The sequence below is a fragment of the Micromonospora sp. NPDC005324 genome, assembly GCF_040607155.1.
Classification (GTDB): domain Bacteria; phylum Actinomycetota; class Actinomycetes; order Mycobacteriales; family Micromonosporaceae; genus Micromonospora; species Micromonospora trifolii.
Genome location: NZ_JBEXGE010000003.1, coordinates 258,458 through 279,386, shown reverse-complemented (window position 1 = coordinate 279,386; position 20,929 = coordinate 258,458). Strand labels below are relative to the sequence as shown.

General features: G+C 72.7%; 20 protein-coding genes. 14 read left to right on the top strand and 6 right to left on the bottom strand.

Going from position 1 to position 20,929, the window contains the following annotated elements; all coding sequences use genetic code 11:
- Window positions 1-183 precede the first annotated feature (183 nt).
- From ABZS40_RS05100 to ABZS40_RS05075, 6 genes are all read right to left on the bottom strand, one after another.
- Window positions 184-684 carry a nitroreductase/quinone reductase family protein gene (locus ABZS40_RS05100; protein WP_354942038.1) on the bottom strand — a complete coding sequence of 167 codons (501 nt, stop codon included), beginning with the start codon at window positions 682-684 and terminating at the stop codon, window positions 184-186.
- A gap of 74 nt (window positions 685-758) precedes the next feature.
- Entirely contained in the window at window positions 759-3,536 is a 2,778-nt protein-coding gene (locus tag ABZS40_RS05095; RefSeq protein WP_354942036.1) for an FtsX-like permease family protein, read from the bottom strand.
- Window positions 3,533-4,291 carry an ABC transporter ATP-binding protein gene (locus ABZS40_RS05090; protein ID WP_112586536.1) on the bottom strand — a complete coding sequence of 253 codons (759 nt, stop codon included), beginning with the start codon at window positions 4,289-4,291 and terminating at the stop codon, window positions 3,533-3,535. Before ABZS40_RS05090 ends, ABZS40_RS05095 begins: the two co-directional genes overlap by 4 nt.
- Window positions 4,264-4,866 carry a PadR family transcriptional regulator gene (locus ABZS40_RS05085; protein WP_354942033.1) on the bottom strand — a complete coding sequence of 201 codons (603 nt, stop codon included), beginning with the start codon at window positions 4,864-4,866 and terminating at the stop codon, window positions 4,264-4,266. The genes ABZS40_RS05090 and ABZS40_RS05085 overlap by 28 nt, the downstream gene beginning before the upstream one ends.
- 53 nt (window positions 4,867-4,919) lie before the next feature.
- Window positions 4,920-5,357 carry a ferritin-like domain-containing protein gene (locus ABZS40_RS05080; protein ID WP_354942031.1) on the bottom strand — a complete coding sequence of 146 codons (438 nt, stop codon included), beginning with the start codon at window positions 5,355-5,357 and terminating at the stop codon, window positions 4,920-4,922.
- Window positions 5,354-5,881 carry a hypothetical protein gene (locus tag ABZS40_RS05075; protein WP_354942029.1) on the bottom strand — a complete coding sequence of 176 codons (528 nt, stop codon included), beginning with the start codon at window positions 5,879-5,881 and terminating at the stop codon, window positions 5,354-5,356. Before ABZS40_RS05075 ends, ABZS40_RS05080 begins: the two co-directional genes overlap by 4 nt.
- A 154-nt stretch (window positions 5,882-6,035) precedes the next feature.
- Between ABZS40_RS05075 and rimP the strand changes: the two genes are divergently transcribed.
- The 14 genes from rimP to ABZS40_RS05005 all read left to right on the top strand — a co-directional run bounded on the left by rimP (window position 6,036) and on the right by ABZS40_RS05005 (window position 20,907).
- Window positions 6,036-6,725, top strand: a complete 690-nt coding sequence (gene rimP / locus ABZS40_RS05070) for a ribosome maturation factor RimP (protein ID WP_354942027.1) — start codon at window positions 6,036-6,038, stop codon at window positions 6,723-6,725.
- Entirely contained in the window at window positions 6,722-7,765 is a 1,044-nt protein-coding gene (gene nusA, locus ABZS40_RS05065) for a transcription termination factor NusA (protein ID WP_354942025.1), read from the top strand. The genes rimP and nusA overlap by 4 nt, the downstream gene beginning before the upstream one ends.
- Before the next feature lie 16 nt (window positions 7,766-7,781).
- Window positions 7,782-8,114: a YlxR family protein gene (locus ABZS40_RS05060; RefSeq protein WP_238682200.1), complete on the top strand. Its 333-nt coding sequence runs from the start codon at window positions 7,782-7,784 to the stop codon at window positions 8,112-8,114.
- Between the two features lie 93 nt (window positions 8,115-8,207).
- Window positions 8,208-11,237: a translation initiation factor IF-2 gene (infB, locus tag ABZS40_RS05055; RefSeq protein ID WP_354942023.1), complete on the top strand. Its 3,030-nt coding sequence runs from the start codon at window positions 8,208-8,210 to the stop codon at window positions 11,235-11,237.
- 90 nt (window positions 11,238-11,327) lie between these two features.
- On the top strand, window positions 11,328-11,624 hold the full coding sequence (locus tag ABZS40_RS05050; protein WP_354942021.1) for a DUF503 domain-containing protein: 297 nt from the start codon (window positions 11,328-11,330) through the stop codon (window positions 11,622-11,624).
- Window positions 11,625-11,750: 126 nt separating this feature from the next.
- A complete protein-coding gene (gene rbfA, locus ABZS40_RS05045) occupies window positions 11,751-12,251 on the top strand; it encodes a 30S ribosome-binding factor RbfA (RefSeq protein WP_354942019.1) in 501 nt (166 codons plus the stop codon).
- A complete protein-coding gene (locus ABZS40_RS05040; protein ID WP_354942017.1) occupies window positions 12,248-13,297 on the top strand; it encodes a bifunctional oligoribonuclease/PAP phosphatase NrnA in 1,050 nt (349 codons plus the stop codon). Before rbfA ends, ABZS40_RS05040 begins: the two co-directional genes overlap by 4 nt.
- A gap of 102 nt (window positions 13,298-13,399) precedes the next feature.
- Window positions 13,400-13,807 carry a hypothetical protein gene (locus ABZS40_RS05035; RefSeq protein ID WP_210784728.1) on the top strand — a complete coding sequence of 136 codons (408 nt, stop codon included), beginning with the start codon at window positions 13,400-13,402 and terminating at the stop codon, window positions 13,805-13,807.
- A complete protein-coding gene (locus tag ABZS40_RS05030) occupies window positions 13,807-14,016 on the top strand; it encodes a DUF6186 family protein (RefSeq protein WP_238686867.1) in 210 nt (69 codons plus the stop codon). The genes ABZS40_RS05035 and ABZS40_RS05030 overlap by 1 nt, the downstream gene beginning before the upstream one ends.
- A 486-nt stretch (window positions 14,017-14,502) precedes the next feature.
- A complete protein-coding gene (locus ABZS40_RS05025; protein WP_354942015.1) occupies window positions 14,503-15,825 on the top strand; it encodes an MATE family efflux transporter in 1,323 nt (440 codons plus the stop codon).
- Window positions 15,826-15,919: 94 nt separating this feature from the next.
- Window positions 15,920-16,804: a tRNA pseudouridine(55) synthase TruB gene (gene truB / locus ABZS40_RS05020; protein ID WP_354942013.1), complete on the top strand. Its 885-nt coding sequence runs from the start codon at window positions 15,920-15,922 to the stop codon at window positions 16,802-16,804.
- 74 nt (window positions 16,805-16,878) lie between these two features.
- Window positions 16,879-17,808 (top strand): bifunctional riboflavin kinase/FAD synthetase, encoded by a 930-nt coding sequence (locus ABZS40_RS05015; RefSeq protein WP_354942011.1) that lies wholly within the window; start codon window positions 16,879-16,881, stop codon window positions 17,806-17,808.
- Between the two features lie 199 nt (window positions 17,809-18,007).
- Window positions 18,008-18,277: a 30S ribosomal protein S15 gene (gene rpsO, locus ABZS40_RS05010; protein WP_030337594.1), complete on the top strand. Its 270-nt coding sequence runs from the start codon at window positions 18,008-18,010 to the stop codon at window positions 18,275-18,277.
- A gap of 227 nt (window positions 18,278-18,504) precedes the next feature.
- Window positions 18,505-20,907: a polyribonucleotide nucleotidyltransferase gene (locus tag ABZS40_RS05005; protein ID WP_354942009.1), complete on the top strand. Its 2,403-nt coding sequence runs from the start codon at window positions 18,505-18,507 to the stop codon at window positions 20,905-20,907.
- Window positions 20,908-20,929 lie beyond the last annotated feature (22 nt).

The window sequence follows — 20,929 nt, the reverse complement described above, 5'->3', positions numbered from 1 at the left end:
GCTCGCAACCCCGGCTCACTCCTCGCGCTCACGGGACCGCCTCTGTTCGCGGCTGCGGGGCTCGCAACCCCGGCTCACTCCTCGCGCTCACGGGACCGACTCTGTTCGCGGCTGCGGGGCTCGCAACCCCGGCTCACTCCTCGCGCTCACGGGACCACCTCGCCTTGACTACCGAGCGTCAGCCTAGCCAGCCGTCGGCGGACCGTCGGGCGCGCCGCGCCCGGTCGGGGCCAGCCGGAAGATGTGGATCTCCCGGCCGCCGGCGCGCTGCACGTACGTGCGGTACGCGGGCCACTCGGTGACCAGCAACTGCCACAACCGCTCCCGTTCGGCGCCGGACGCCCACTCGGCCCGCACCGCGACCCGCCGCCCCTTCACGTCCACCTCGGCGGTGGGATCGGCGAGCAGGTTCATCGCCCAACCGGGGTGCTGGGTCTGCCCCCAGTTGGAGCCGATCACCACGAACGCGTCGCCGTCAGGCACGAAGACCAGCGGATTGCTGCGGGGCTTACCGGAACGGCGGCCGGTCGTGGTGATCACCAGGGACGGGATCAGGCCCAGCGCGACCACCCGGCCCCGGGTGAGGCGACCGACCACCCGGTCGGCGGGGACCAGCAGACGCGCCGCCTTGCCGAACCACCGATGATGACCGAGCCGACGGGTGACTCTCCCCAGCACTGACACGCCGATCAGTCTGCCGGCTGCCCGGCCCCGGCGGCACCCCTGCGCGGTCGCCTTTCGGTCGCCCGGCGCATCGGTCAGTCCAGTCGCCGTTCGATCGGCAGCCGGGCCCGGGTGAAGAGGCCCGCCCCGAGCATCGCCACCACCGGCACCAGCACCAGGACCCCGAGCGCGGGCCACGGCACCAGAAAGGGGTACGGATCCGATGCCGGCCAGTCACTGGCGTACTGCCGGTTCACCGAGACCAGCACGATCGCGGCGGTGCCGAGGCCGGCCACGATGCCCAGCACCGAGCCGAGACCGGCGATGACCCCGGCCTGGCAGATCGCCAGCAGCCGGCGTACCGCTGGGGCCGCGCCGACGGCCGCGAGAGTGGTCAGATCGGCGCGTCCCTCGGCGGCGGCGAGCGCGGTGGCGATCCCGGCCGCCCCCACGGTGATCAGCCCGGCCGCCGCCGCGAGCAACAGGAGCAACGGTGAGACGTCGCGGGGGGCGCCGCCGTTCTCCACGCTCAGCGCGAGCGTCCCGAATGGCCGCAGGACGGCGGCGAACCGGGCCTGTTGCTCCTCGTCGGGCGGGGTCGTGGTGCCGATCACCCAGCCGGTCTGAGACCAGCTCAGGCGGAGTTGCCGGGCGGCGGCGGCGGACAGCAGCAGACGGGACTGGCCGGTGGCCCGCGGCAGCGCGTACCCCGGAAGGTCGTGGGCGGTGATCGGCGCGTCCAGCCCGGCCTCCACCTCGGTGACCCGGACGGTCACCAGGCCGTCGTGCAGGTAGCGCGGGTCGGTCACCACCACGCCACCGGCGCGCAGCACGGCCGTGGCGGCGGCGGTCGTCGCCGGGTCCACGCCGGTGAGCAGGGGGAGTGCGGTCCCGTCGTCGACTCCGGGTTCCACGTAGCCGCCGAAGTAGTCCGCCTCGCGGATCTGGCAGCGGGGATCGGCGCGGGCCTGCTGGCGCTGCGCCGCGGGAAGTTGCACGCCGGGCTGCCAGGGGCAGGCCCGGTTCAGCGGGAGCACTGGTGCGATGTCGCAGTAGCCGGTGCGCCCCGCCCCGCAGCTCGGTGTCTGCACCGGGGCGACCGCGCCGACCCCGAGTTGATTCCGGGCCGCGTCGGTGATCTGGGCCAGCGTGGGCTGCCCGGCCGATCCGACCGGGCTGACCATGACGTGGCCGGTCGGCAGCGTCGGCCGGTAGGAGCGCGCGTCGCGGGCGCCGTCGCTGGCCAGGTATCCGCCGAGGGCGACGCTGCTGGCGACGGCGGCCATCACGGCGCAGATGGCCGGTGCCGCGGCGGCCCGGTTGCGGCTGGCATCCCGCAGCGCGATCCGTGGTGCCAGTGGCAACACCCGGCCGAGGCGGGCAAGAGCCCCGAGCAGCGTGGGCGTGCAGCAGACCAGGCCCAACTCGCCGAGGATCAGCCCGGTGAGAACCACCGCCGGCGAAGTCCGGGTGGCCCCGAACGCCGCCAGCCCCGCACCGCCGACCACCAGCGCCAGCCCGAGGGCCAACCACCGGCCCGGGGATTTGGCTGGGGTGCGTCGTCCGGCGAGCCCGGCGCTGACGTCCTGCCGGGCGGCGGTCCAGGCCGGTGCCAGCGCGGCGAGCACCCCGGCCAGCACCGCGACGCCCCCGAGCAGGACCAGCGCGCTCGGCCAGCAGCGGTAGCCGCCGAAACGGGCGCTGAAGACGTACTGCTCCATCAGCGGGCGACCGGCGAACGCCGCGCCGACGCCGACCAGCAGGCCGGCGGCGGCCCCCAGCACACCCAGCACCACACCGTCGGCCAGCACGACCCGGCGAAGCTGGGCGGCGTCCCCGCCCGCCACCGCGACGAGCGCCAGATCCCGTCGGCGGCGCCGGACGCCGACGGCGAAGGCCGGCCCGACCAGCAGGACGACCTCCAGCAACCCGAGGCCGGCGATCAGGACGCCGGTGCCCAGGTCGTTCGGGTTGTCCCCCATGATCGACCCGAGCCACGTCCGGTCCGCTCCGGTCGCCGAGCCGATCCGGTGTCGCGCCGTGACCACCACCCCACGGTCGTTGAGTCGGGACACCAGCGCTGCGTCGACGGTGCCCGGCACGTCCGCCAACCAGACTCCGTCCGGATCCGGACCTGTCGATGGTGCGGCCCCCGGGTGCAGCGCCACCACCGGTCCGAGGTCGTCGGGGAACTCGACCACCCCCACCACCGTGTACGCCCTGCTGCCGTCGGCGGCGGCCACGGCGTGGCCGAGGCGCAGGTCCAGGCGTCGCAGCGCCCTCGGGCTGACAGCGACCTCACCGGGCTGCTGCGGCGCCCGACCGGCCCGGAACCGCACCAGCCCACGGGCCAGCGGGTCGGTGAGGTCCAGCACCCGGCCGTTCACCACCTCGTCGCGGTGCGGGCCGCGCAGGGTCAGCGGGACGTGCGGACGCACCTCGGTGACCCGGCTGCCCGGCCCGAGCAGTGCGGTCAGCTGGGCTGCGGTGACCTTCGCGGGGAGTTCGCCGTCGCGGGTGTACCAGCCCTCACCCCACTCGTCCTGCCCCACCGGGGCGTTGGCGATCCACTGCAACTGCGCGTCGGCAACGCCGAGCCGGCGGTCGACGCGTTCCTGTGGGGTCAGCTCGGCCATGTCGTAGCTCGCCGCCAGGAAGGCCAGCGCCGCCACCGGCATGGCGATCATCGCGAGCACCAGTGCGGTCCGCCGCCGGGACCGGCGTGACTCCCGCCGCGCGATCCGCAGGGCCGCCCGCCAGGAGCCGGTCAGCTCGGCGAACCGCCGCCGGCCGACCGGGACGGGCGGCGCGACCGGCCGCGGCGTCGCGGTTTCGGCCCGACCGGGGGCCCGCGTCGGACGGCGAGTGGTCACCGGTCGCTGCCGGACAGCAGCTGCTCGACACTGCCCAGCGGTGCCGTCGTGTCGACCAGCACGCCGTCGCGGAGGAACACCACCCGGTCGGCCCAGCCGGCGTGCCGCGCCTCGTGGGTCACCAGCACTCCGGCGGCGCCCGCATCGATCCGGCGGCGCAGCAGGTGCAGCACCGCCTCGCCGGTCTGGGAGTCCAACGCCCCGGTGGGCTCGTCGGCGAGGACCAGCCGGCGTTCGCCCACCAGCGCGCGGGCGATCGCCACCCGCTGCTGCTGCCCGCCGGAGAGCTGGTCCGGGAAACGGTCACCCAACGCGGGCAGGCCCACCTCGGTGAGGGCGGCCATGGCCAGTGCGCGGGCCCGACGTCCGCTGGTCCCGTCGAGTTCCAACGGGAGCGCCACGTTCTCCAGCGCGCTCAGACTGCCCAGCAGGTTGAGCTGTTGGAAGATGTAGCCGATCCGACGGCGGCGCAACTGGGCCAGCCCGCGGCGGTCCAGTGCCCCCAGCGGTTGCCCCTCGACCCGGACCTCGCCGCCGGTCGGACGGTCCAACCCGCCGGCGAGAGCCAGCAGAGTCGATTTGCCGGAGCCGGACGGCCCCATCACGGCGACCAACTCGCCGGGCCGGACGACCAGGCTGACGCCGCGCAGCGCGTGCACCGCCGCCGGCCCGGCGCCGTGGGTGCGGTGGACGGCGCGTAGCTCCAGCACCGCGTCGTCCGATCCGCTCACCGTCTTGCCTCCTCGCCGGCCCATCGAGCCGCGTCCCGCACCACAGCGTCATCGGGTCGGGGAGCGGGAGGCGCCGGGCCGCTGGGTTGGTGCCGGACCAGACTGGTCTCGCAGTGGTCCAGCCAGCGCACCTCGGCCTCGGCCTGAAACACCATCGAGTCCAGTACGAGGCGCCAGGGAAGGTCCTCCGGCCGGTTGCTGCCGTACTTCAACCGGGTCAACTCCTGAAGGGCCCGCATCGTCGCGCTGCGTTGGGCCTGCACCACCGACCGCACGTCGACCCCCGGGGTGGTCAGGGCCAGCGCCAACTTGATCGCCAGCTCGTCGCGGGGTCGGTCGTTACGGCTGATCGGGGTGGCGAACCACAGCGCCAGGTCCGCACGGCCGGCGTCGGTGATCTCGTACGGGCGTTGGCCGGCCTCGCTCTCCGGCAGCGGGCGCACCAGACCGTCCCGTTCCAGCCGGGACAGCGTGGTGTAGACCTGCCCGATGTTCAGTGGCCAGGTCGAGCCGGTCGACTCCTCGAACGCGGCGCGCAGCTGGTAGCCGTACATCTGGCCGCGTTCGAGCAGGGCGAGCAACCCGTGACGGATGGACATGGCAACGGAGTATGCATACCTGGTATGCGCACCGCAACCGGAGTGGACCGGGTTCAGGTGGGTCGACCGGGAAACGGGACAGTCAGCGGGGTCTGCCCGGCCGTCTTCCGCCACCGGGTGGCCCGCACCGCGTACTCGACAAGGGCGGCCAGCGCCTGGTCCCGGTCGGCGCCGGTGGTGGACGCCAGGGCGGCTCGCCAGTGCGCGGCCGTGCGCTCCTCCACCTCGGCGGCGAGCCGCAGGGCGCTCGCCCGATCGGTGACCGGGAACGGCAGGGCGTACCCGGCGCGGTCCGGTGGGACGACGCCGCCGGCCGTGGTGAGCTGCACCACCAGCGCGTCACGCCGGCGTCGGTGCGCGGCCTCCGCCTGGCGTGCCGCGTCCCGCGCCGCCCCGCTGAGCCGGACACCGATCCGTCCGTAGGCGTAGATGGCCGAGTATTCGGCGGACAGGGCGGCGGCGAGCGCCTCCCCGGCGGACGGCTGCCTCACTTCAGTGCCTCCTGGTGAGTTGCCCGGGCGGCGACGATCGACCCGAGTAGCGCCGCCCGCTCGGCGGGCGCCGCGGCGCAGGCGGCGGTGGCGGACTGCTGAGCGGTCTTCTCCAGCGCCCGCAGAGCGGCGCGCGCGCCACTGGGATCGGCGGCCGGGGCGGCGGTCGGGGCGGCAGAGGCCGCCGACGGCACTGTCACACCGATCACCCGGGCCAGCTCGGTGGCGTGCGCGGTGTGCGTCTCGGCGATCGGGTTGAGCCGGTCGGCGAGCTCGGGATGGGCGGTCGCGCTCGCCCGGTACGCGGCGGCCAGAGCGAGCGACTCGTCCACCATCGGCCGCAGCGGGTCGGGCGGCGGGGCTGGTTGGTCGTCGCGGTCGAAAAGATCACAGCCGGTCAGCGGCGTCACGGCGCCGCCGAGCACCAGCAGCGCCCCGGCACTCAAGAGCTTTCGCCGGGAATGTCCGGATGCTTGGTCGCGCTGCGTCGTTCTGCCGATCCCCACCGGCCAAGTCAACACCATCCGTGCCGGTCCGGGGGGCACCGGCGTCGGTGCGCCGCCCGGTCCGCCGCCGGGCAGGCGCGTTACGCTCTGCGCAACCACCGGCGTGTCCACTCCGGTGGCGTGCCGGCATGGCGGGACGACCGGCCCCGTCGACCAGGGAGAGGGTGCGGAGATGACGCAGCGTGGCCGTGCCACCAGGCCGACGGGTCGACCCCGCGGTGCTGCGGGCCCCCGCGGCGGTGACCTCGCCGCCCGGCGGGACCGACTGCGGGCCGTGATCGAGCCGGTGGTCAACGACGCCGGCTACGACCTGGAGGACCTGTCGGTTTCCCGGGCCGGCCGCCGGCACGTGGTGCGGGTGATGGTGGACACCGACGGCGGGATCGACCTGGACGCCGTCGCGCACGTCTCCCGCGCGGTCTCGGCCGCGCTGGACGCCGCGGAGGAGACCGGTGGCGACATCGTCGCCGGCGAGTACCAGCTGGAAGTCAGCTCGCCGGGCGTCGACCGGCCGCTCACCCTGCCCCGCCACTGGCGGCGCAACGTGGGCCGACTGGTCAAGGTCACCGCCCGGGGCGCGGCCGCGCTGCCCGGTCAGCGGGGCGAGCAGCCCGCCGGTGACCGTCAACTGACCGGCCGGGTGGTCGCGGCCGACGACGAGGGCGTGCACCTGGAGACCGACGACGGCCGCGCCACCTGGGCGTACGCCCAACTGGGCCCCGGCCGCGTGCAGGTCGAGTTCACCCGGCTCGCCGAACTCGGTGAGCCGGACGACGAGTTCGACGACGTGGACGATTCCGACGAGATCGACGATTCAGACGACATCGACGACGAAGATGATGTGGAGGACGAGGAGAGGTGAACATCGACCTCGCGGCGCTGCGCGCACTCGAGCGCGAGCGGGAGATCCCGTTCGACACGATTCTCGCGGCGATCGAGACCGCGTTGCTGACCGCCTACCGGCACACCGACGGCGCCGAATCGCACGCCCGGGTGGAGATCGACCGCAGGTCGGGCGCCGCCCTGGTGTACGCGCAGGAGATGGACGCCGACGGCAGCCTGGTGCGGGAGTGGGACGACACTCCGCACGACTTTGGCCGGATCGCTGCCATGACCGCCAAGCAGGTGATCCTCCAGCGGTTGCGGGAGGCCACCGACGAGGTGCACTTCGGTGAGTACGTCGGCCGCGAGGGTGACCTGGTCACCGGCGTGGTGCAGGCGCACGAGACGCGTACCGAGAAGGGCATCGTCAGCGTCGACCTGGGCAAGCTGGAGGGCGTGCTGCCGCAGTCCGAGCAGGTGCCCGGCGAACGGTACGCGCACGGCGAGCGGGTCCGCTGCGTCGTGGTGCACGTGGCCAAGGGCATGCGCGGGCCGCAGATCACGCTGTCCCGGTCGCACCCGGCGCTGGTCAAGAAGCTCTTCGCGCTGGAGGTGCCGGAGATCGCCGACGGCACCGTGGAGATCGGCGCGATCGCCCGTGAGGCGGGCCATCGCACGAAGATCGCCGTCCGCTCCACAGTGCCCGGGGTGAACGCCAAGGGCGCCTGCATCGGCCCGATGGGTCAGCGGGTGCGTGCCGTGATGAGCGAGCTGCATGGTGAGAAGATCGACATCATCGACTGGTCGGACGACCCGGCCACCTTCGTCGGTAACGCTCTGTCGCCGGCCAAGGCGCTGCGGGTCGAGGTGGTCGACCTGGCCAATCGAGCCGCGCGGGTGACCGTTCCCGACTTCCAGCTCTCGCTCGCGATCGGTCGGGAGGGGCAGAATGCCCGACTCGCGGCCCGATTGACCGGTTGGCGGATCGACATTCGCTCCGATGCGGAGCAGACCGCGCCGGCAGCGCGTGGGGCAACTGATCACGTGCGGGAGCCGGGCGGCGCGATCTCGGGGAGCTAGGGGTAGACTTCCTCCAGTGGTACGACGCGCGCAGCCGGAGCGCACCTGTGTGGGTTGCCGGAAACGTGCGCCGGCCAGCGAATTGCTGCGGATCGTCGCGGTCAGGGACGAGGCTGGTCACAGCCTCCGGCCTGATCCGCGCCGCAGGCTGCCGGGTCGGGGAGCGAACATGCACCCGGATCCGGCCTGCTTCGCGCTGGCGGTGCGCCGCCGCGCCTTCGGGCGCGCGCTGCGCAGCACCGAGGTCCTCGACCACGGTGCGCTGGCGGAACACGTCGATGCGCCAACCACTACGTCCGGTCAGCCCGACCGGGCGAGGGTCGCTAGCAGGGTAGGACGACCGACATGAGCACACGATGAAGTCCCTGAAATGACCAGGCTTCAAGTGCACGAGTGAGGTCGCTGCGGGTGCTGCCCGCACGACCTCGGAGTGAGGAGTGCAGTGGCAGGCAAGGCCCGCGTACACGAGCTTGCAAAAGAGCTCGGGGTCGAGAGTAAGACCGTTCTCGCCAAGCTGAAGGAAATGGGCGAGTTCGTGAAGTCCGCGTCCAGCACCGTCGAGGCGCCCGTCGCCCGGCGGCTGCGTAACGCATTCGTCGCGTCCGCCGGAGCCCCGGCTCCGGCCGCCCCGTCGGCGCCCGCGTCGACGCCGGCTTCAAACCCGACCCCGACGCCAACCCCGACCCCGGGCGCGCCCCGGGTCTCGGCCAAGCCGATGCCGCCTCGGCGGCCGGCCGCGCCGGCACCCGGTCCGAAGCCCAAGGGTCCGGTTCCCGGTGCACCGCAGACGACGACCCCGGTCGCCAAGCCGGCGAGTGCCCACGACATCGAGGTGGCGGCCGCGGAGGCGCGTGCCGCCGCGCTGAAGGCTGAGCAGGAGGCCGCGGTCAAGGCCGCGCAGGCCGCCCGCCAGCAGCAGCGGGACAACCCCGTTCGCCGGGAGCCTCCGGCAGACGGTGGCAACCGCCCCGGCCCTCGGCCGGGTCCCGCGGCGATGCCGCCCCGTCCCGGTTCGCCGGCAGCTCGTCCGAGCACGCCGGCTCCCGGTCCGGGTGCCCGGCCGGGCGGTCGTCCGCCGGCGCGCGGTGCCGGTAACAACCCGTTCGGCATCCAGGGTGGCCAGCAGCAGCGGCCCCCGGCCGCCGGTGCGGGTGGCCCTCGGCCCAACAGCCCGGCGGGCATGCCGCCGCGGCCGAGCCCGAACTCCATGCCGCCGCGGCCCAGCCCGGCGTCCATGCCGAGCCAGCGGCCGGCTGCCGGTCGCCCCGGTCCCGGTGGCGCCGGTCGTCCCGGTGGCGGTGGCGGCGCAGGTCGTCCCGGTGGCGGTGGCGGTGGCGGTGGCTTCCGTGGTGGTCCCGGCGGCGGCGCCGGTGGCGGCGGCGGTTACCGAGGCGGCCCTGGTGGCGGCGCGGGTGCCGGCGGTGGCGGTGGCTACCGTGGCGGTCCCGGCGGCGGTGCTGGTGCTCCCGGTGGCGGTTTCCGTCCGGGTGGTCCGGCCGGTGGCGGCGGTCGTCCCGGTGCGGGCGGTCGTGGCCGTGGCGGCGGCGCCGCGGGTGCCTTCGGGCGTCCGGGTGGTCGGCCGACGCGCGGTCGCAAGTCCAAGAAGCAGCGCAGACAGGAGTTCGACAACCTGTCGGCTCCGACCATGAGCTCGGGTGCTCCCCGGGGTCAGGGTCAGATCGTCAGGCTTTCCCGTGGCGCCTCGCTGTCGGACTTCGCCGACCGGATCAACGCCAACCCGGGTTCGCTGGTCCAGGAGATGTTCAACCTGGGCGAGATGGTCACCGCGACCCAGTCGTGCTCTGACGACACCCTGAATCTGCTGGGTGAGCACCTGGGCTTCGAGATCCAGATCGTCAGCCCGGAGGACGAGGACCGCGAGCTGCTCGCGCAGTTCAACATCGACCTCGACGCGGAGGTGGCCGAGGAGCGTCTGGTCAGCCGTGCGCCGGTGGTGACCGTCATGGGTCACGTCGACCACGGTAAGACCAAGCTGCTCGACGCGATCCGTAAGGCGAACGTCGTGGCGGGCGAGGCGGGTGGCATCACCCAGCACATCGGTGCCTACCAGGTCCACGTCCCGCACGAGGGCGTGGACCGGGCGGTCACCTTCATCGACACCCCCGGTCACGAGGCGTTCACCGCCATGCGTGCTCGTGGTGCCCAGGTCACGGACATCGTGATCCTGGTCGTCGCGGCCGACGACGGTGTCATGCCGCAGACGATCGAGGCGTTGAACCACGCCAAGGCGGCCGACGTGCCGATCGTGGTCGCGGTCAACAAGGTCGACAAGCCGGACGCCAACCCGGACAAGGTCCGCCAGCAGCTGACCGAGTACGGCCTGGTCGCCGAGGAGTACGGCGGCGAGACCATGTTCGTCAACGTGGCAGCCAAGCCGGGCATCGGCATCGAGGAACTGCTCGAGGCTGTCCTGCTGACCGCCGACGCGTCGCTGGAGCTGACCGCTCCGATCGACGGGCCGGCGCAGGGTGTGGCCATCGAGGCACACCTGGACAAGGGCCGCGGTGCGGTGGCGACGGTGCTGGTGCAGAAGGGCACCCTGCGGGCGGGCGACTCGATCGTCGCCGGTGGGGCGCACGGCCGGGTCCGGGCCATGCTCGACGAGAACGGCAACCAGCTCACCGAGGCTGGGCCGGCCCGTCCGGTCATGGTGCTGGGTCTGACCGCGCCTCCCGGCGCGGGAGACACGTTCCTGGCTGCGGCAGACGACCGCACCGTGCGGCAGATCGCCGAGCAGCGGCAGGCACGGCGGCGGGCGGCGTCCTTCGCCAACTCCCGTGGTCGGGCCACCCTCGAGACGCTCATGGAGCAGCTCAAGGAGGGCGAGAAGACCTCGCTCAACCTCATCCTCAAGGGCGATGTCTCCGGTTCGGTGGAGGCTCTCGAGGACGCGCTGTTCAACCTCGACATCCCCGAGGAGGTCCAGCTCAAGGTCCTCGACCGCGGCGTGGGCGCGATCACCGAGAGCAACGTCATGCTCGCGAGTGCCTCGTCCGAGCCGGTCACGATCATCGGCTTCAATGTGCGGGCCTCGAACAAGGTCCGTGAGATGGCCGACCGCGAGGGCGTGGAGATCCGGTACTACACCGTCATCTACCAGGCCATCGAGGAGATCGAGGCAGCGCTCAAGGGCCTGCTCAAGCCGGAGTACGAGGAGGTCGAGCTGGGCAGCGCGGAGATCCGCGACGTCTTCCGCTCGTCCAAGATCGGCAACATCTCCGGTTGCATCGTCCGGTCCGGTGTCCTTCGGCGCAACGCCAAGGCGCGCCTGCTGCGAGACGGGGCGGTCGTGGCGGACAACCTCACGATCAGCTCGCTCAAGCGGTTCAAGGACGACGCAACCGAGGTCCGCGAGGGCTTCGAGTGCGGTCTGACCCTGGGTGGTTACAACAACGTCCAGGTCGGCGACGTCATCGAGACCTTCGAGATGCGGGAGAAGGTTCGCGCCTGATCCGGCAGTGACACGCTGATCAAGGGGTTTACGCCGCTCGGCGTAAACCCCTTGATCATGCAGGGCGGGTTGGCGGTATCGTCCGGGGCGATGTTCACCGGAACCGCGGTCTTCGACCTGCTGCTGCCGGGCGACTCCCGGTCGCTCAAAGCCAAGAGATCATATGTACGGCCGATCGTGGCGGCGCTGCGCCGCTACGAGGTGTCGGCCGCCGAGGTGGGTGCGCTCGACCTGCATGGTCGAGCGCAGCTGGCGGTGGCCGTTGTGGCCGCCGAAACGGCGCACGTCCGCGAGGTGCTCGACTCCTGTGAGCGCCTGGTGGCCAATCGCCCCGAGGTCGAGTTGCTGTCCGTCCGACGCCGGCTCTACGGCGTGGACGACGACTGACCATGGTGCCGGCTGTGCCGGGCGACCGGAGCGGCCCCGAAGGTAATGTTCGAGATGTTGGCCGGTCGGCCGGCGGCCTCCGGGCCGCCGGGTCGACCGGAAGCAGGACGCCGTGGAGGTGGCGAGATGTCTGATCCGGCCAAGGTACGCCGGCACGCGGAACGGGTGCGGGAGCTGGTCGCGTCGGTGGTGCGGAGCCAGATCAAGGACCCGCGGCTCGGGATGATCACTATCACCGATGCCCGGATTACCGCTGACCTGCGTGACGCGACGGTCTTCTACACCGTGCTCGGTGACTCGGTGGCCCAGGCGGACACCGCGGCGGCGCTGGAGAGCGCCAAGGGGCTGCTGCGCAGCACTGTCGGCAAGGCCCTTGGGCTGCGCCACTCGCCGACCCTCACGTTCGTCCTCGACGACGTGCAGGACCAGGTCAAGCACATCGACGACCTGCTCGCCGCCGCCCGCAACGCCGACGCCGAGGTGCAGCGGCTCGCCGCCCAGGCGAAGTACGCGGGCGAGGCCCAGCCGTACCGGGTGGACGACGAGACCGATGAGGCAGACGAGACGGACGAGGTCGACGAGGCCAGCGACGTCAAGGAAACGCCGCGGGGTGGGGAAACGCGGTGACCAGCACCGCCAGCGCCCCGTTCGCCCGGGCAGCCGGGCTCGGCCCCGCCGAGGCGGACTGGGCCGCGGCCGAGGCGTTGGTGCGGGCTCTCCCGCCGACCGCCCGGGTGCTGCTGATCTGCCACATCAACCCGGACGGCGACGCGCTGGGCAGCATGCTCGGCTTCGGTCTGGGCCTGCGGCAGTTCGGCGTACGCGACGTGCAGGCGACCTTTCCCGGGCCGCCGGAGGTGCCGGAGCCGTTCCGGGGGCTGCCCGGGCTGGACCTGCTGGTCCCGGCGGACGCCGCCGACCCGGCGCCCGATCTGGTGATCTGCTTCGACGCGGCGAGCGAGTCGCGTCTCGGCGAGTTGGCCGGGCGGTTGTCGTCGGCGGGTGCGGCGCTGGTGCTCGACCACCACGCCTCCAACCCAGGGTTCGGCACGGTCAACCTGGTCGACCCGGGTGCGGCGGCCACGTCGGTCGTTGCCGAACAGCTGCTGGCCCGGCTCGAGGTGGTGGTGGACCCTGCCATCGCCGAGTGCCTCTACGTGGCGCTGACCACGGATACCGGCTCGTTCCGGTTCGAGGCGACCACTCCGGCGGTGCATCAGATGGCCGCCCGATTGCTGGCGACCGGCATCTCGCCGGGTGACATCTCCCGGCGGGTCTTCGACACCCGGCCCTTCGGCGCGGTTCGCCTCTTCGGTGAGGTGCTCGGCCGGGCTCGACTGGAGCCGGCCGCCGCCGGAGGTCGGGGCCTGGTCTGGACCTTCGCCACCCTCGACGACCTGGCCCGGCACGACCAGCGGCCGTACGTGCTGGAGGCACTTATCGACTCCGTGCGCTGCACCGCAGAGGCGGATGTGAGCTGTGTGGTGAAGCAGACCAGGCCCGCCGAGTGGGCGGTGTCGATGCGCAGCAAGGGCGCGGTGGACGTCAGTCGGGTCGCTGTGGCGCTTGGCGGTGGTGGGCACACGTTCGCGGCCGGGTTCACCGGTCGGGGCACCGTCGAGCAGGTGGTCGAGTCGATCCGCGGTCAGCTGGACGCGGCGCTGATCGGCTGACGCCGGCCTAGGCCGTCATCGATCCGTCGGTCTGGAAGATCAGGGTCAGCTCCGGGGAGTGTTGGTCTTCCCGCGTTCCGTGATACCGGGAAGAATTGCGGGATGGAGCAGCCGCACGACCTCACCGTGGAGGCCCCCCGCGCCTGGGACCGGCCCGCCGTCTCCGTTCCCGTCCTCGTCTGCCTGTCGCTCGTCGGTGGCCGGTTCGCGTCCTTCTCCACCGAGGCGAATCTGTTCACCCTCGGGACGGGCGGGGTGCTGATCTGGCTCGGTCTGAGCAACCGGGTGCCCCGCCGGCCGGCGCCACGCCGGCTGGGCGCGGGGGCGGCTTGGTGGGCGGTGCCGGTGGTGGTCTTCGGGGTCTTCGAGGGCGTGACCTTCGTGCTGGCTGCCGGCGATGACTTCCCCACCTTCTCCCGGTTGGCCGACCCTCTCCTGGAGGATCAGTTGACCCGGTCGGCGGCCTGGTTCGCCTGGTTGGCCGCCTTCTGGGGGCTGGTGCGGCGATGATGCGCGCGCTCGCGATCGGCGGCTTCCTCGCCGCGCTGGTCCTCTTCGCGGTGGTCGAGTGGATGGCCCGGCGGGAGGGGTCGCGGATCCCCACCCTGGGCGAGGTCTGCGCCTACGTGATGCGCTACGAGGTCGGTCCGGTGCCGGTGGGCCGGATCGGTCTGTTCGGGTTCTGGTGGTGGCTGGGCTGGCACTTCCTGGCTCGCTGAGCCGGGTTGCTGACTGTCCAGATGCCGGGAACCGTAAGCAGTATGTGGACCTGAACGATAACTTGGGAGAAGGCCGGTGCCGCCTGGCGGTGCAGGTCATGGGCGGTGGTGCCACACCCCGTGCCGCCTCCCTCCAGGGTCGGATCGACCCGGGCTCACGCTGCCCAGTCGGCTGCTCCGGTAACCCCGGACCGCCGTGGGGCGCTCAGCAGGACCGCCCGTGAGGGCCGCCGCGTCTCGGCGGCTCACGCCCTGGGAAGAGGAGCGCCACCATGCCGAACAAGCCCAAGCCCGAGACCACCGCCGACGACGCTCGCGAGCAGGCCCGCCGCGCGCTGCAGACGTCGATGGACACCCGTCAGTGAACCCACCCGCCCGGTGGTAGGCGCTGCGCGGGGGGCTGACACGAGCCAGCGCCACCCGCCGACGGGGTAAGTGGTCGGCGGGATTGCGATCCTTACCGTAGCCGTGCCAGGATCGGCGGCGATGAACCATGCCGCCACCGCTCACCGACCCGCCTCGCCTCGGCGGATCGCCGCGCTCGCCCTGCCGGCCCTCGTGGTGCTCGCTGCCGAGCCGCTCTACGTGCTGGTCGACACCGCCGTGGTCGGTCACCTCGGCCGGGTGCCACTCGCCGCGCTCGCCGTCGGCGGCACTGTCATGACGCTCACCGCCTGGGTGGGCACCGTTGTCGCCTACGGCACCACCGGCCGCGCGGCCCGCCGCTTCGGCGCGGGTGACCGGGCCGCCGCGGTCGCCGAGGGCGTCCAGTCGTCCTGGTTGGCGTTCGGTGTCGGTCTGCTGATCGCGATCGGCATGCAGGTCGGCGGCGGCGCGCTCGCGCGTACCCTCGCCGGAGGTGGTGGCGAGGTGGCCGACGCCGCCGCGCAGTGGCTGCGGATCGCGGCCCTCGGCGCTCCCGGCCTGCTGCTCGCCGCCGCCGGCAACGGCTGGCTGCGCGGTGTGCAGGACACTCGCCGCCCGCTGTTCTTCGTGCTCGGCCCCAACCTGCTCTCCGCGCTGCTCTGCCCGCTGCTGGTCTACCCCGGCGGGCTGGGTCTGGTCGGCTCGGCCGTGGCGAACGTCGTCGCGCAGACGCTCTGCGGGGTGCTGTTCGCCGCCGCACTGGTCGGCGAGCGGGTGTCACTGCAGCCCCAACCCCGCGTGATCCGCCAGCAACTGGTGCTCAGCCGGGACCTGCTGATCCGTGGGCTGGCGTTCCAGGCCAGCTTCCTGTCCGCGACCGCCGTCGCCGCCCGCTTCGGCGCCGCCGCCGTCGGCGCCCACCAGATCGCCCTGCAACTCTGGTTCTTCACCGCGCTGGTGCTCGACGCCCTGGCCATCGCCGCGCAGTCCCTGGTCGGTGCCGCGCTGGGCGCCGGCGACGACGCCGGTGCGCGGGCGCTCGCCCGCCGGATCGGGCTGCTCGGCGGCGTCTGCGGCGTGGGCTTCGCGCTGCTCGTCGCCGCCGGCGCCGGCGTCGTGCCGTCGTGGTTCAGCTCCGATGCGGGGGTACGCGAGCAGGCAATGGTGGCCTGGCCGTGGTTCGTCGTGATGCTGCCGCTGGCCGGGGTGGTGTTCGCCCTAGACGGCGTGCTGATCGGCGCCGGCGACGTGCGTTACCTGCGCAACCTCACCATCGTGGCGGCGCTCGGCGGCTTCCTGCCGGCCATCTGGCTGGCGTACGCGCTCAATCTGGGGCTGGGCGGCATCTGGGCCGGGCTCACGGTGTTCGTGGTGATCCGGCTGGTCGCCCTCCTGCTGCGACTGCGCAACGGCAGGTGGGCGGTGATCGGCGCGGTCCGCTGACCGGGTCGCCCGCGGGTGTCTGGGCGGAGGCTGGGGTCACGCCGGGCGTGCCCACGCACTGCGGAGTACGGGCCATCTGGCAGGCTTGGCCGACGTGAGCACCGATGGTCTGATCGTGGTCGACAAGCCCGGCGGCATGACGTCGCACGACGTGGTGGCACGCATCCGCCGACTGGCGAAGACCCGACGGGTCGGGCACGGCGGCACCCTCGACCCGATGGCGACCGGGGTGCTGGTGATCGGTGTCGGCCGGGCCACCCGGCTGCTGACCTACGTGATCGGCGCCGGCAAGAGCTACACCGGCACCATCCGGCTCGGCCAGACCACCGTCACCGACGACGCCGAGGGCGACGTGACCGCCACAGTGCCGGCCGGCCAGGTCACCGACGACGCGATCCGGTCGGCGCTGGCCGGGCTGAGCGGCGAGGTCGACCAGGTGCCGAGCGCGGTCAGCGCCATCAAGATCGACGGGCAGCGGGCGTACAAGCGGGTCCGCGACGGGGAGAGCGTCGAGCTGCCGGCACGGCGGGTCACCATCTCCCGGTTGGAGGTGCTGGCGATCCGCCGCACCGAGCCGGACCTGGTGGACGTGGATGTGGACGTGACCTGCTCCTCCGGCACGTACATCCGGGCCATCGCCCGGGACGCCGGCCTGGCGCTCGGCGTCGGCGGGCACCTCACGGCGCTGCGGCGTACCGCCGTGGGTGGCTTCACCCTCGCCGAGGCGGCGACCCTCGACGAGTTGGAGCAGCGCGCCCCGGACGTGGTGAACCTGCCACTGGACGCGGCGGCCGACCGGTTCTTCGCGCGCCGGGAGGCCACGCCCGACGAGGCCCGGGTGCTCGCCCACGGCGGACCACTGGACCCGGCCGGCCTCACCGGGCCGTACGCCGTCTTCGGACCGGCCGGCGGTCTGATCGCTATCGTCAGCGAGCGGGACGGCCGGGCCCGCGCGGAGATCGTGCTCGCCCCGGCCTGACAGCGGGCGCAGGTTCGCCGGCCGCAGCCGGCGGTGTCGACCCGCCGGCCGGCGGGACAGCAGAGAGGAACGGCATGCAGCGGTGGCGGGGCTACGACGCGGCGCCCGGCGGGTGGGGACGCTCGGTGGTCACCATCGGCGTCTTCGACGGCGTGCACAAGGGGCACCAGGCGACGATCGGGCACGCCGTGGCCCGGGCCCGCGAATTGGGCGTGCAGTCGGTGGTGGTCACCTTCGACCCGCACCCGGCCGAGGTGGTCCGCCCCGGTTCGCACCCGGCGGTGCTCACCGAGCCGGCCCGTAAGGCCGAGCTGATCGAGGCGCTCGGCGTGGACGTCCTCTGCGTGGTGCCGTTCACCCCGGAGTTCTCCCGGGTGCCGGCCGAACAGTTCGTGCACGACGTCCTGGTCGAGCACCTGCACGCGGCGCTGGTGGTGGTCGGCAGCAACTTCCGCTTCGGGCACCGGGCCGCCGGCGACGTGGCGTTGTTGGAGCGGCTGGGTCAGACGTTCGGCTTCGGCGTGGAGGGCGGCCCGCTGGTCGCCGAGGACGGCACCGTCTTCTCCTCCACGTACATCCGGTCCTGCGTCGACGCGGGCGACGTGGGCGCGGCGGCCGCCGCGCTGGGCCGCCCACACCGGGTGGAGGGCGTCGTGGTCCGCGGCGACCAGCGGGGCCGGGAGCTGGGATTCCCCACCGCCAACCTGCTCTGCCACCGGTACGCGGCGGTGCCCGCCGACGGCGTGTACGCGGCCCGGCTGATCCGCCGCGGCCAGCACGAGCCGCTGCTGGCGGCGGTGTCCGTGGGCACCAACCCGACCTTCTCCGGCCGGGAGCGGCGGGTGGAGGCGTACGCGCTGGACTTCTCTGGCGATCTGTACGGCGAGCGGCTGGCCCTGGACTTCGTGGCGCACCTGCGTGGTCAGATCCGGTACGACTCGATCGAGCCGTTGATCGCCCAGATGAATCAGGACGTCGAGCGCACCCGGCACGTACTGGCCTGATCGTGGTGGGGTGACGGGCCGCCACCGAGGCCCTTCGCCGGGTGTTACCGGCGGGTGCTGGTAGTCTTGCCGGGACGTCGGGTGACCGGCGTGGGGCCTCGCGTGCCTGCTCGACGCCGCGGGTGCGAGGTACCGGTCCGTTCCCGGTCCACCGGGACGACGGACACCCACTTGATCAACCCATCGAAACAGGGAGAACATGGCGCTCGATCAGGAAGCCAAGGCCAGCATCCGCGCGGAGTACGCGACCGCCGAGGGCGACACCGGTTCGCCGGAGGTCCAGGTAGCGGTCCTCACCAAGCGGATCGCCGAGCTGACCGAGCACCTGAAGGTGCACAAGCACGACCACCACAGCCGCCGTGGGCTGCTGCTGCTGGTCGGCCGGCGCCGTCGGTTGCTCAACTACGTCCAGAAGAAGGACATTGCCCGCTACCGGTCGCTCATCGAGCGGCTCGGTCTGCGCCGGTGACGTGACGGGGGAGTGGCCGGACGGCCGCTCCCCCGCACCGCGTCCCACCTGAAGGAAACACGGGCCGCGCGACCACCCGAGAGGGAGCCGGTCAGCGTACCGGTCTCCGGTAGTGGCCCCCGGGAACCCGGCATCATGCCGGCCACCCGGGCGCTTCGATCGAAGACCGGCCGGCTGAGCAGCTCCCCGATGTCGTGGGCCCACGACGCGAAGGAGCACTACAGCACATGACCGAGACCAAACTCGGCACCGAATCCCGCACCGCCGTGATCGACAACGGGTCCTTCGGCACCCGCGAGATCACCTTCTCCACCGGTCGGCTGGCTCGCCAGGCCGCCGGTTCCGTCATCGCCCAGCTGGGCGAGACGGTCGTTCTCTCCGCCACGACCGCCGGTAAGCACCCGAAGGAGCAGTTCGACTTCTTCCCGCTGACCGTCGATGTCGAGGAGCGGATGTACGCCGCGGGCCGCATCCCCGGCTCGTTCTTCCGCCGTGAGGGTCGGCCCAGCGAGGACGCGATCCTCACCTGCCGGCTGATCGACCGGCCGCTGCGCCCGTCCTTCGTCAAGGGCCTGCGCAACGAGGTCCAGGTCGTCGAGACCATCCTCGCGCTCGACCCGCAGCACCCGTACGACGTCGTGGCGATCAACGCCGCCTCGATGTCGACCAAGCTGTCCGGCCTGCCGTTCTCCGGCCCGATCGGTGCGACCCGCGTCGCCCACATCGACGGCCAGTGGGTCGCCTTCCCGACCCTGGAGGAGCTGGCTCGCGCCACCTTCGACATGGTCGTGGCCGGCCGCACGCTCGAAGACGGCGACGTCGCGATCATGATGGTCGAGGCCGAGGCCACCCCGAACGCCGTCGCCCTCATCTCGGCCGGTGCCACCGCCCCGACCGAGGAGGTCGTCGCCAGCGGTCTGGAGGCCGCCAAGCCGGCGATCCGTGAGCTGTGCCGCGCGCAGAGCGAGCTGGCCGAGGTCGCCGCCAAGCCGATCACCGAGTTCCCGGTCTTCCTGGACTACCAGGACGACGTGTACGACGCCGTCTCCGAGCTGGCCCGCGCCGACGTGGCCGAGGCGATCACCATCGCCGGCAAGGCCGACCGCGAGGAGGCCCTGGACCGGGTCAAGGCCCGGGTCGCCGAGCAGCTGGGCGCCCGGTTCGAGGGTCGGGAGAAGGAGCTCAGCGCTGCCTTCCGGTCGCTGACCAAGTCCGAGGTGCGCAACCGCGTGCTGCGCGAGCAGGTCCGCATGGACGGGCGTGGCCCGCGCGACATCCGGGCGCTGACCGCCGAGGTCGGCGTGCTGCCCCGGGTGCACGGTTCGGCGCTGTTCGAGCGGGGCGAGACCCAGATCCTGGGCGTCACCACGCTGAACATGCTCCGCATGGAGCAGATGGTGGACACGCTGTCCCCCGAGAACCGCAAGCGCTACATGCACAACTACAACTTCCCGCCGTACTCGACCGGTGAGACCGGCCGGGTCGGCTCGCCGAAGCGTCGCGAGATCGGCCACGGCGCCCTCGCCGAGCGGGCGCTGATCCCGGTGCTGCCGTCGCGCGAGGAGTTCCCGTACGCCATCCGGCAGGTGTCGGAGGCGCTCAGCTCCAACGGTTCCACCTCGATGGGTTCGGTCTGCGCGTCGACGCTGGGCCTGCTCTCCGCGGGTGTTCCGCTGAAGGCGCCGGTCGCCGGCATCGCGATGGGGCTCATCTCCGACGAGGTGGACGGCAAGACCCAGTACGTGACGCTGACCGACATCCTCGGTGCAGAGGACGCGTTCGGTGACATGGACTTCAAGGTCGCCGGCACGCCGGAGTTCGTCACCGCGCTCCAGCTCGACACCAAGCTCAACGGCATCCCGTCGGACGTGCTGGCCTCCGCGTTGCAGCAGGCGAACGAGGCGCGCCAGGTCATCCTCGGGGTCATGAAGGCGGCGATCGAGGCTCCGGCCGAGATGTCCGACTACGCGCCGCGGGTCACCACCGTCAAGATCCCGGTGGACAAGATCGGCATGGTGATCGGCCCGAAGGGGCAGACCATCAACGCGATCCAGGACGAGACCGGCGCCGAGATCTCCATCGAGGACGACGGCACGATCTACGTCGGCGCCACCAACGGCCCGTCGGCCCAGGCGGCCGTCGACCGGATCAACGGCATCGCCAACCCGACGCTGCCGAAGCAGGGCGAGCGGTTCCTCGGCACTGTGGTCAAGACCGCCGCGTTCGGCGCGTTCATCTCGCTCCTGCCGGGCCGTGACGGCCTGCTGCACATCTCCAAGGTGGGCGACGGCAAGCGGGTCGAGCGCGTTGAGGACTTCCTCAACGTCGGTGACCGGGTCGAGGTCGAGATCGCGGACATCGACGCCCGCGGCAAGATCTACCTCGACAAGGTCCGCCCGGAGGGCACCGAGGCTCCGGCCGCCGGTGAGGCCGCCGCTGGCGACCGGCCGGCTGGTCGGGACCGCGGCGACCGGGCTCCGCGTGACCGCGGCGACCGTGAGCGTGGCGGCGACCGTGGCGGGCGTGGCCCGGAGCGCGGCGGCGAGGGCGGCAACGGCGGCGGCAACGGCGGCGGCGGCGAGGGTGGCGAGGGCGGCGAGCGTCCGCGCCGCCGGACCCGGCACAGCTGACAGTCGAACAACGCATCACCCA

Bases quoted from the DNA above. Each gene is read 5' to 3' on its own strand.
- ABZS40_RS05090 (WP_112586536.1), bottom strand. From the start codon at position 4,291: ATGGGCCGGCGAGGAGGCAAGACGGTGAGCGGATCGGACGACGCGGTG.
- ABZS40_RS05085 (WP_354942033.1), bottom strand. From the start codon at position 4,866: ATGTCCATCCGTCACGGGTTGCTCGCCCTGCTCGAACGCGGCCAGATG.
- ABZS40_RS05075 (WP_354942029.1), bottom strand. From the start codon at position 5,881: ATGGTGTTGACTTGGCCGGTGGGGATCGGCAGAACGACGCAGCGCGAC.
- rimP (WP_354942027.1), top strand. From the start codon at position 6,036: ATGACGCAGCGTGGCCGTGCCACCAGGCCGACGGGTCGACCCCGCGGT.
- ABZS40_RS05050 (WP_354942021.1), top strand. From the start codon at position 11,328: ATGTTCACCGGAACCGCGGTCTTCGACCTGCTGCTGCCGGGCGACTCC.
- rbfA (WP_354942019.1), top strand. From the start codon at position 11,751: ATGTCTGATCCGGCCAAGGTACGCCGGCACGCGGAACGGGTGCGGGAG.
- ABZS40_RS05035 (WP_210784728.1), top strand. From the start codon at position 13,400: ATGGAGCAGCCGCACGACCTCACCGTGGAGGCCCCCCGCGCCTGGGAC.
- ABZS40_RS05030 (WP_238686867.1), top strand. From the start codon at position 13,807: ATGCGCGCGCTCGCGATCGGCGGCTTCCTCGCCGCGCTGGTCCTCTTC.
- ABZS40_RS05025 (WP_354942015.1), top strand. From the start codon at position 14,503: ATGAACCATGCCGCCACCGCTCACCGACCCGCCTCGCCTCGGCGGATC.
- ABZS40_RS05015 (WP_354942011.1), top strand. From the start codon at position 16,879: ATGCAGCGGTGGCGGGGCTACGACGCGGCGCCCGGCGGGTGGGGACGC.
- rpsO (WP_030337594.1), top strand. From the start codon at position 18,008: ATGGCGCTCGATCAGGAAGCCAAGGCCAGCATCCGCGCGGAGTACGCG.
- ABZS40_RS05005 (WP_354942009.1), top strand. From the start codon at position 18,505: ATGACCGAGACCAAACTCGGCACCGAATCCCGCACCGCCGTGATCGAC.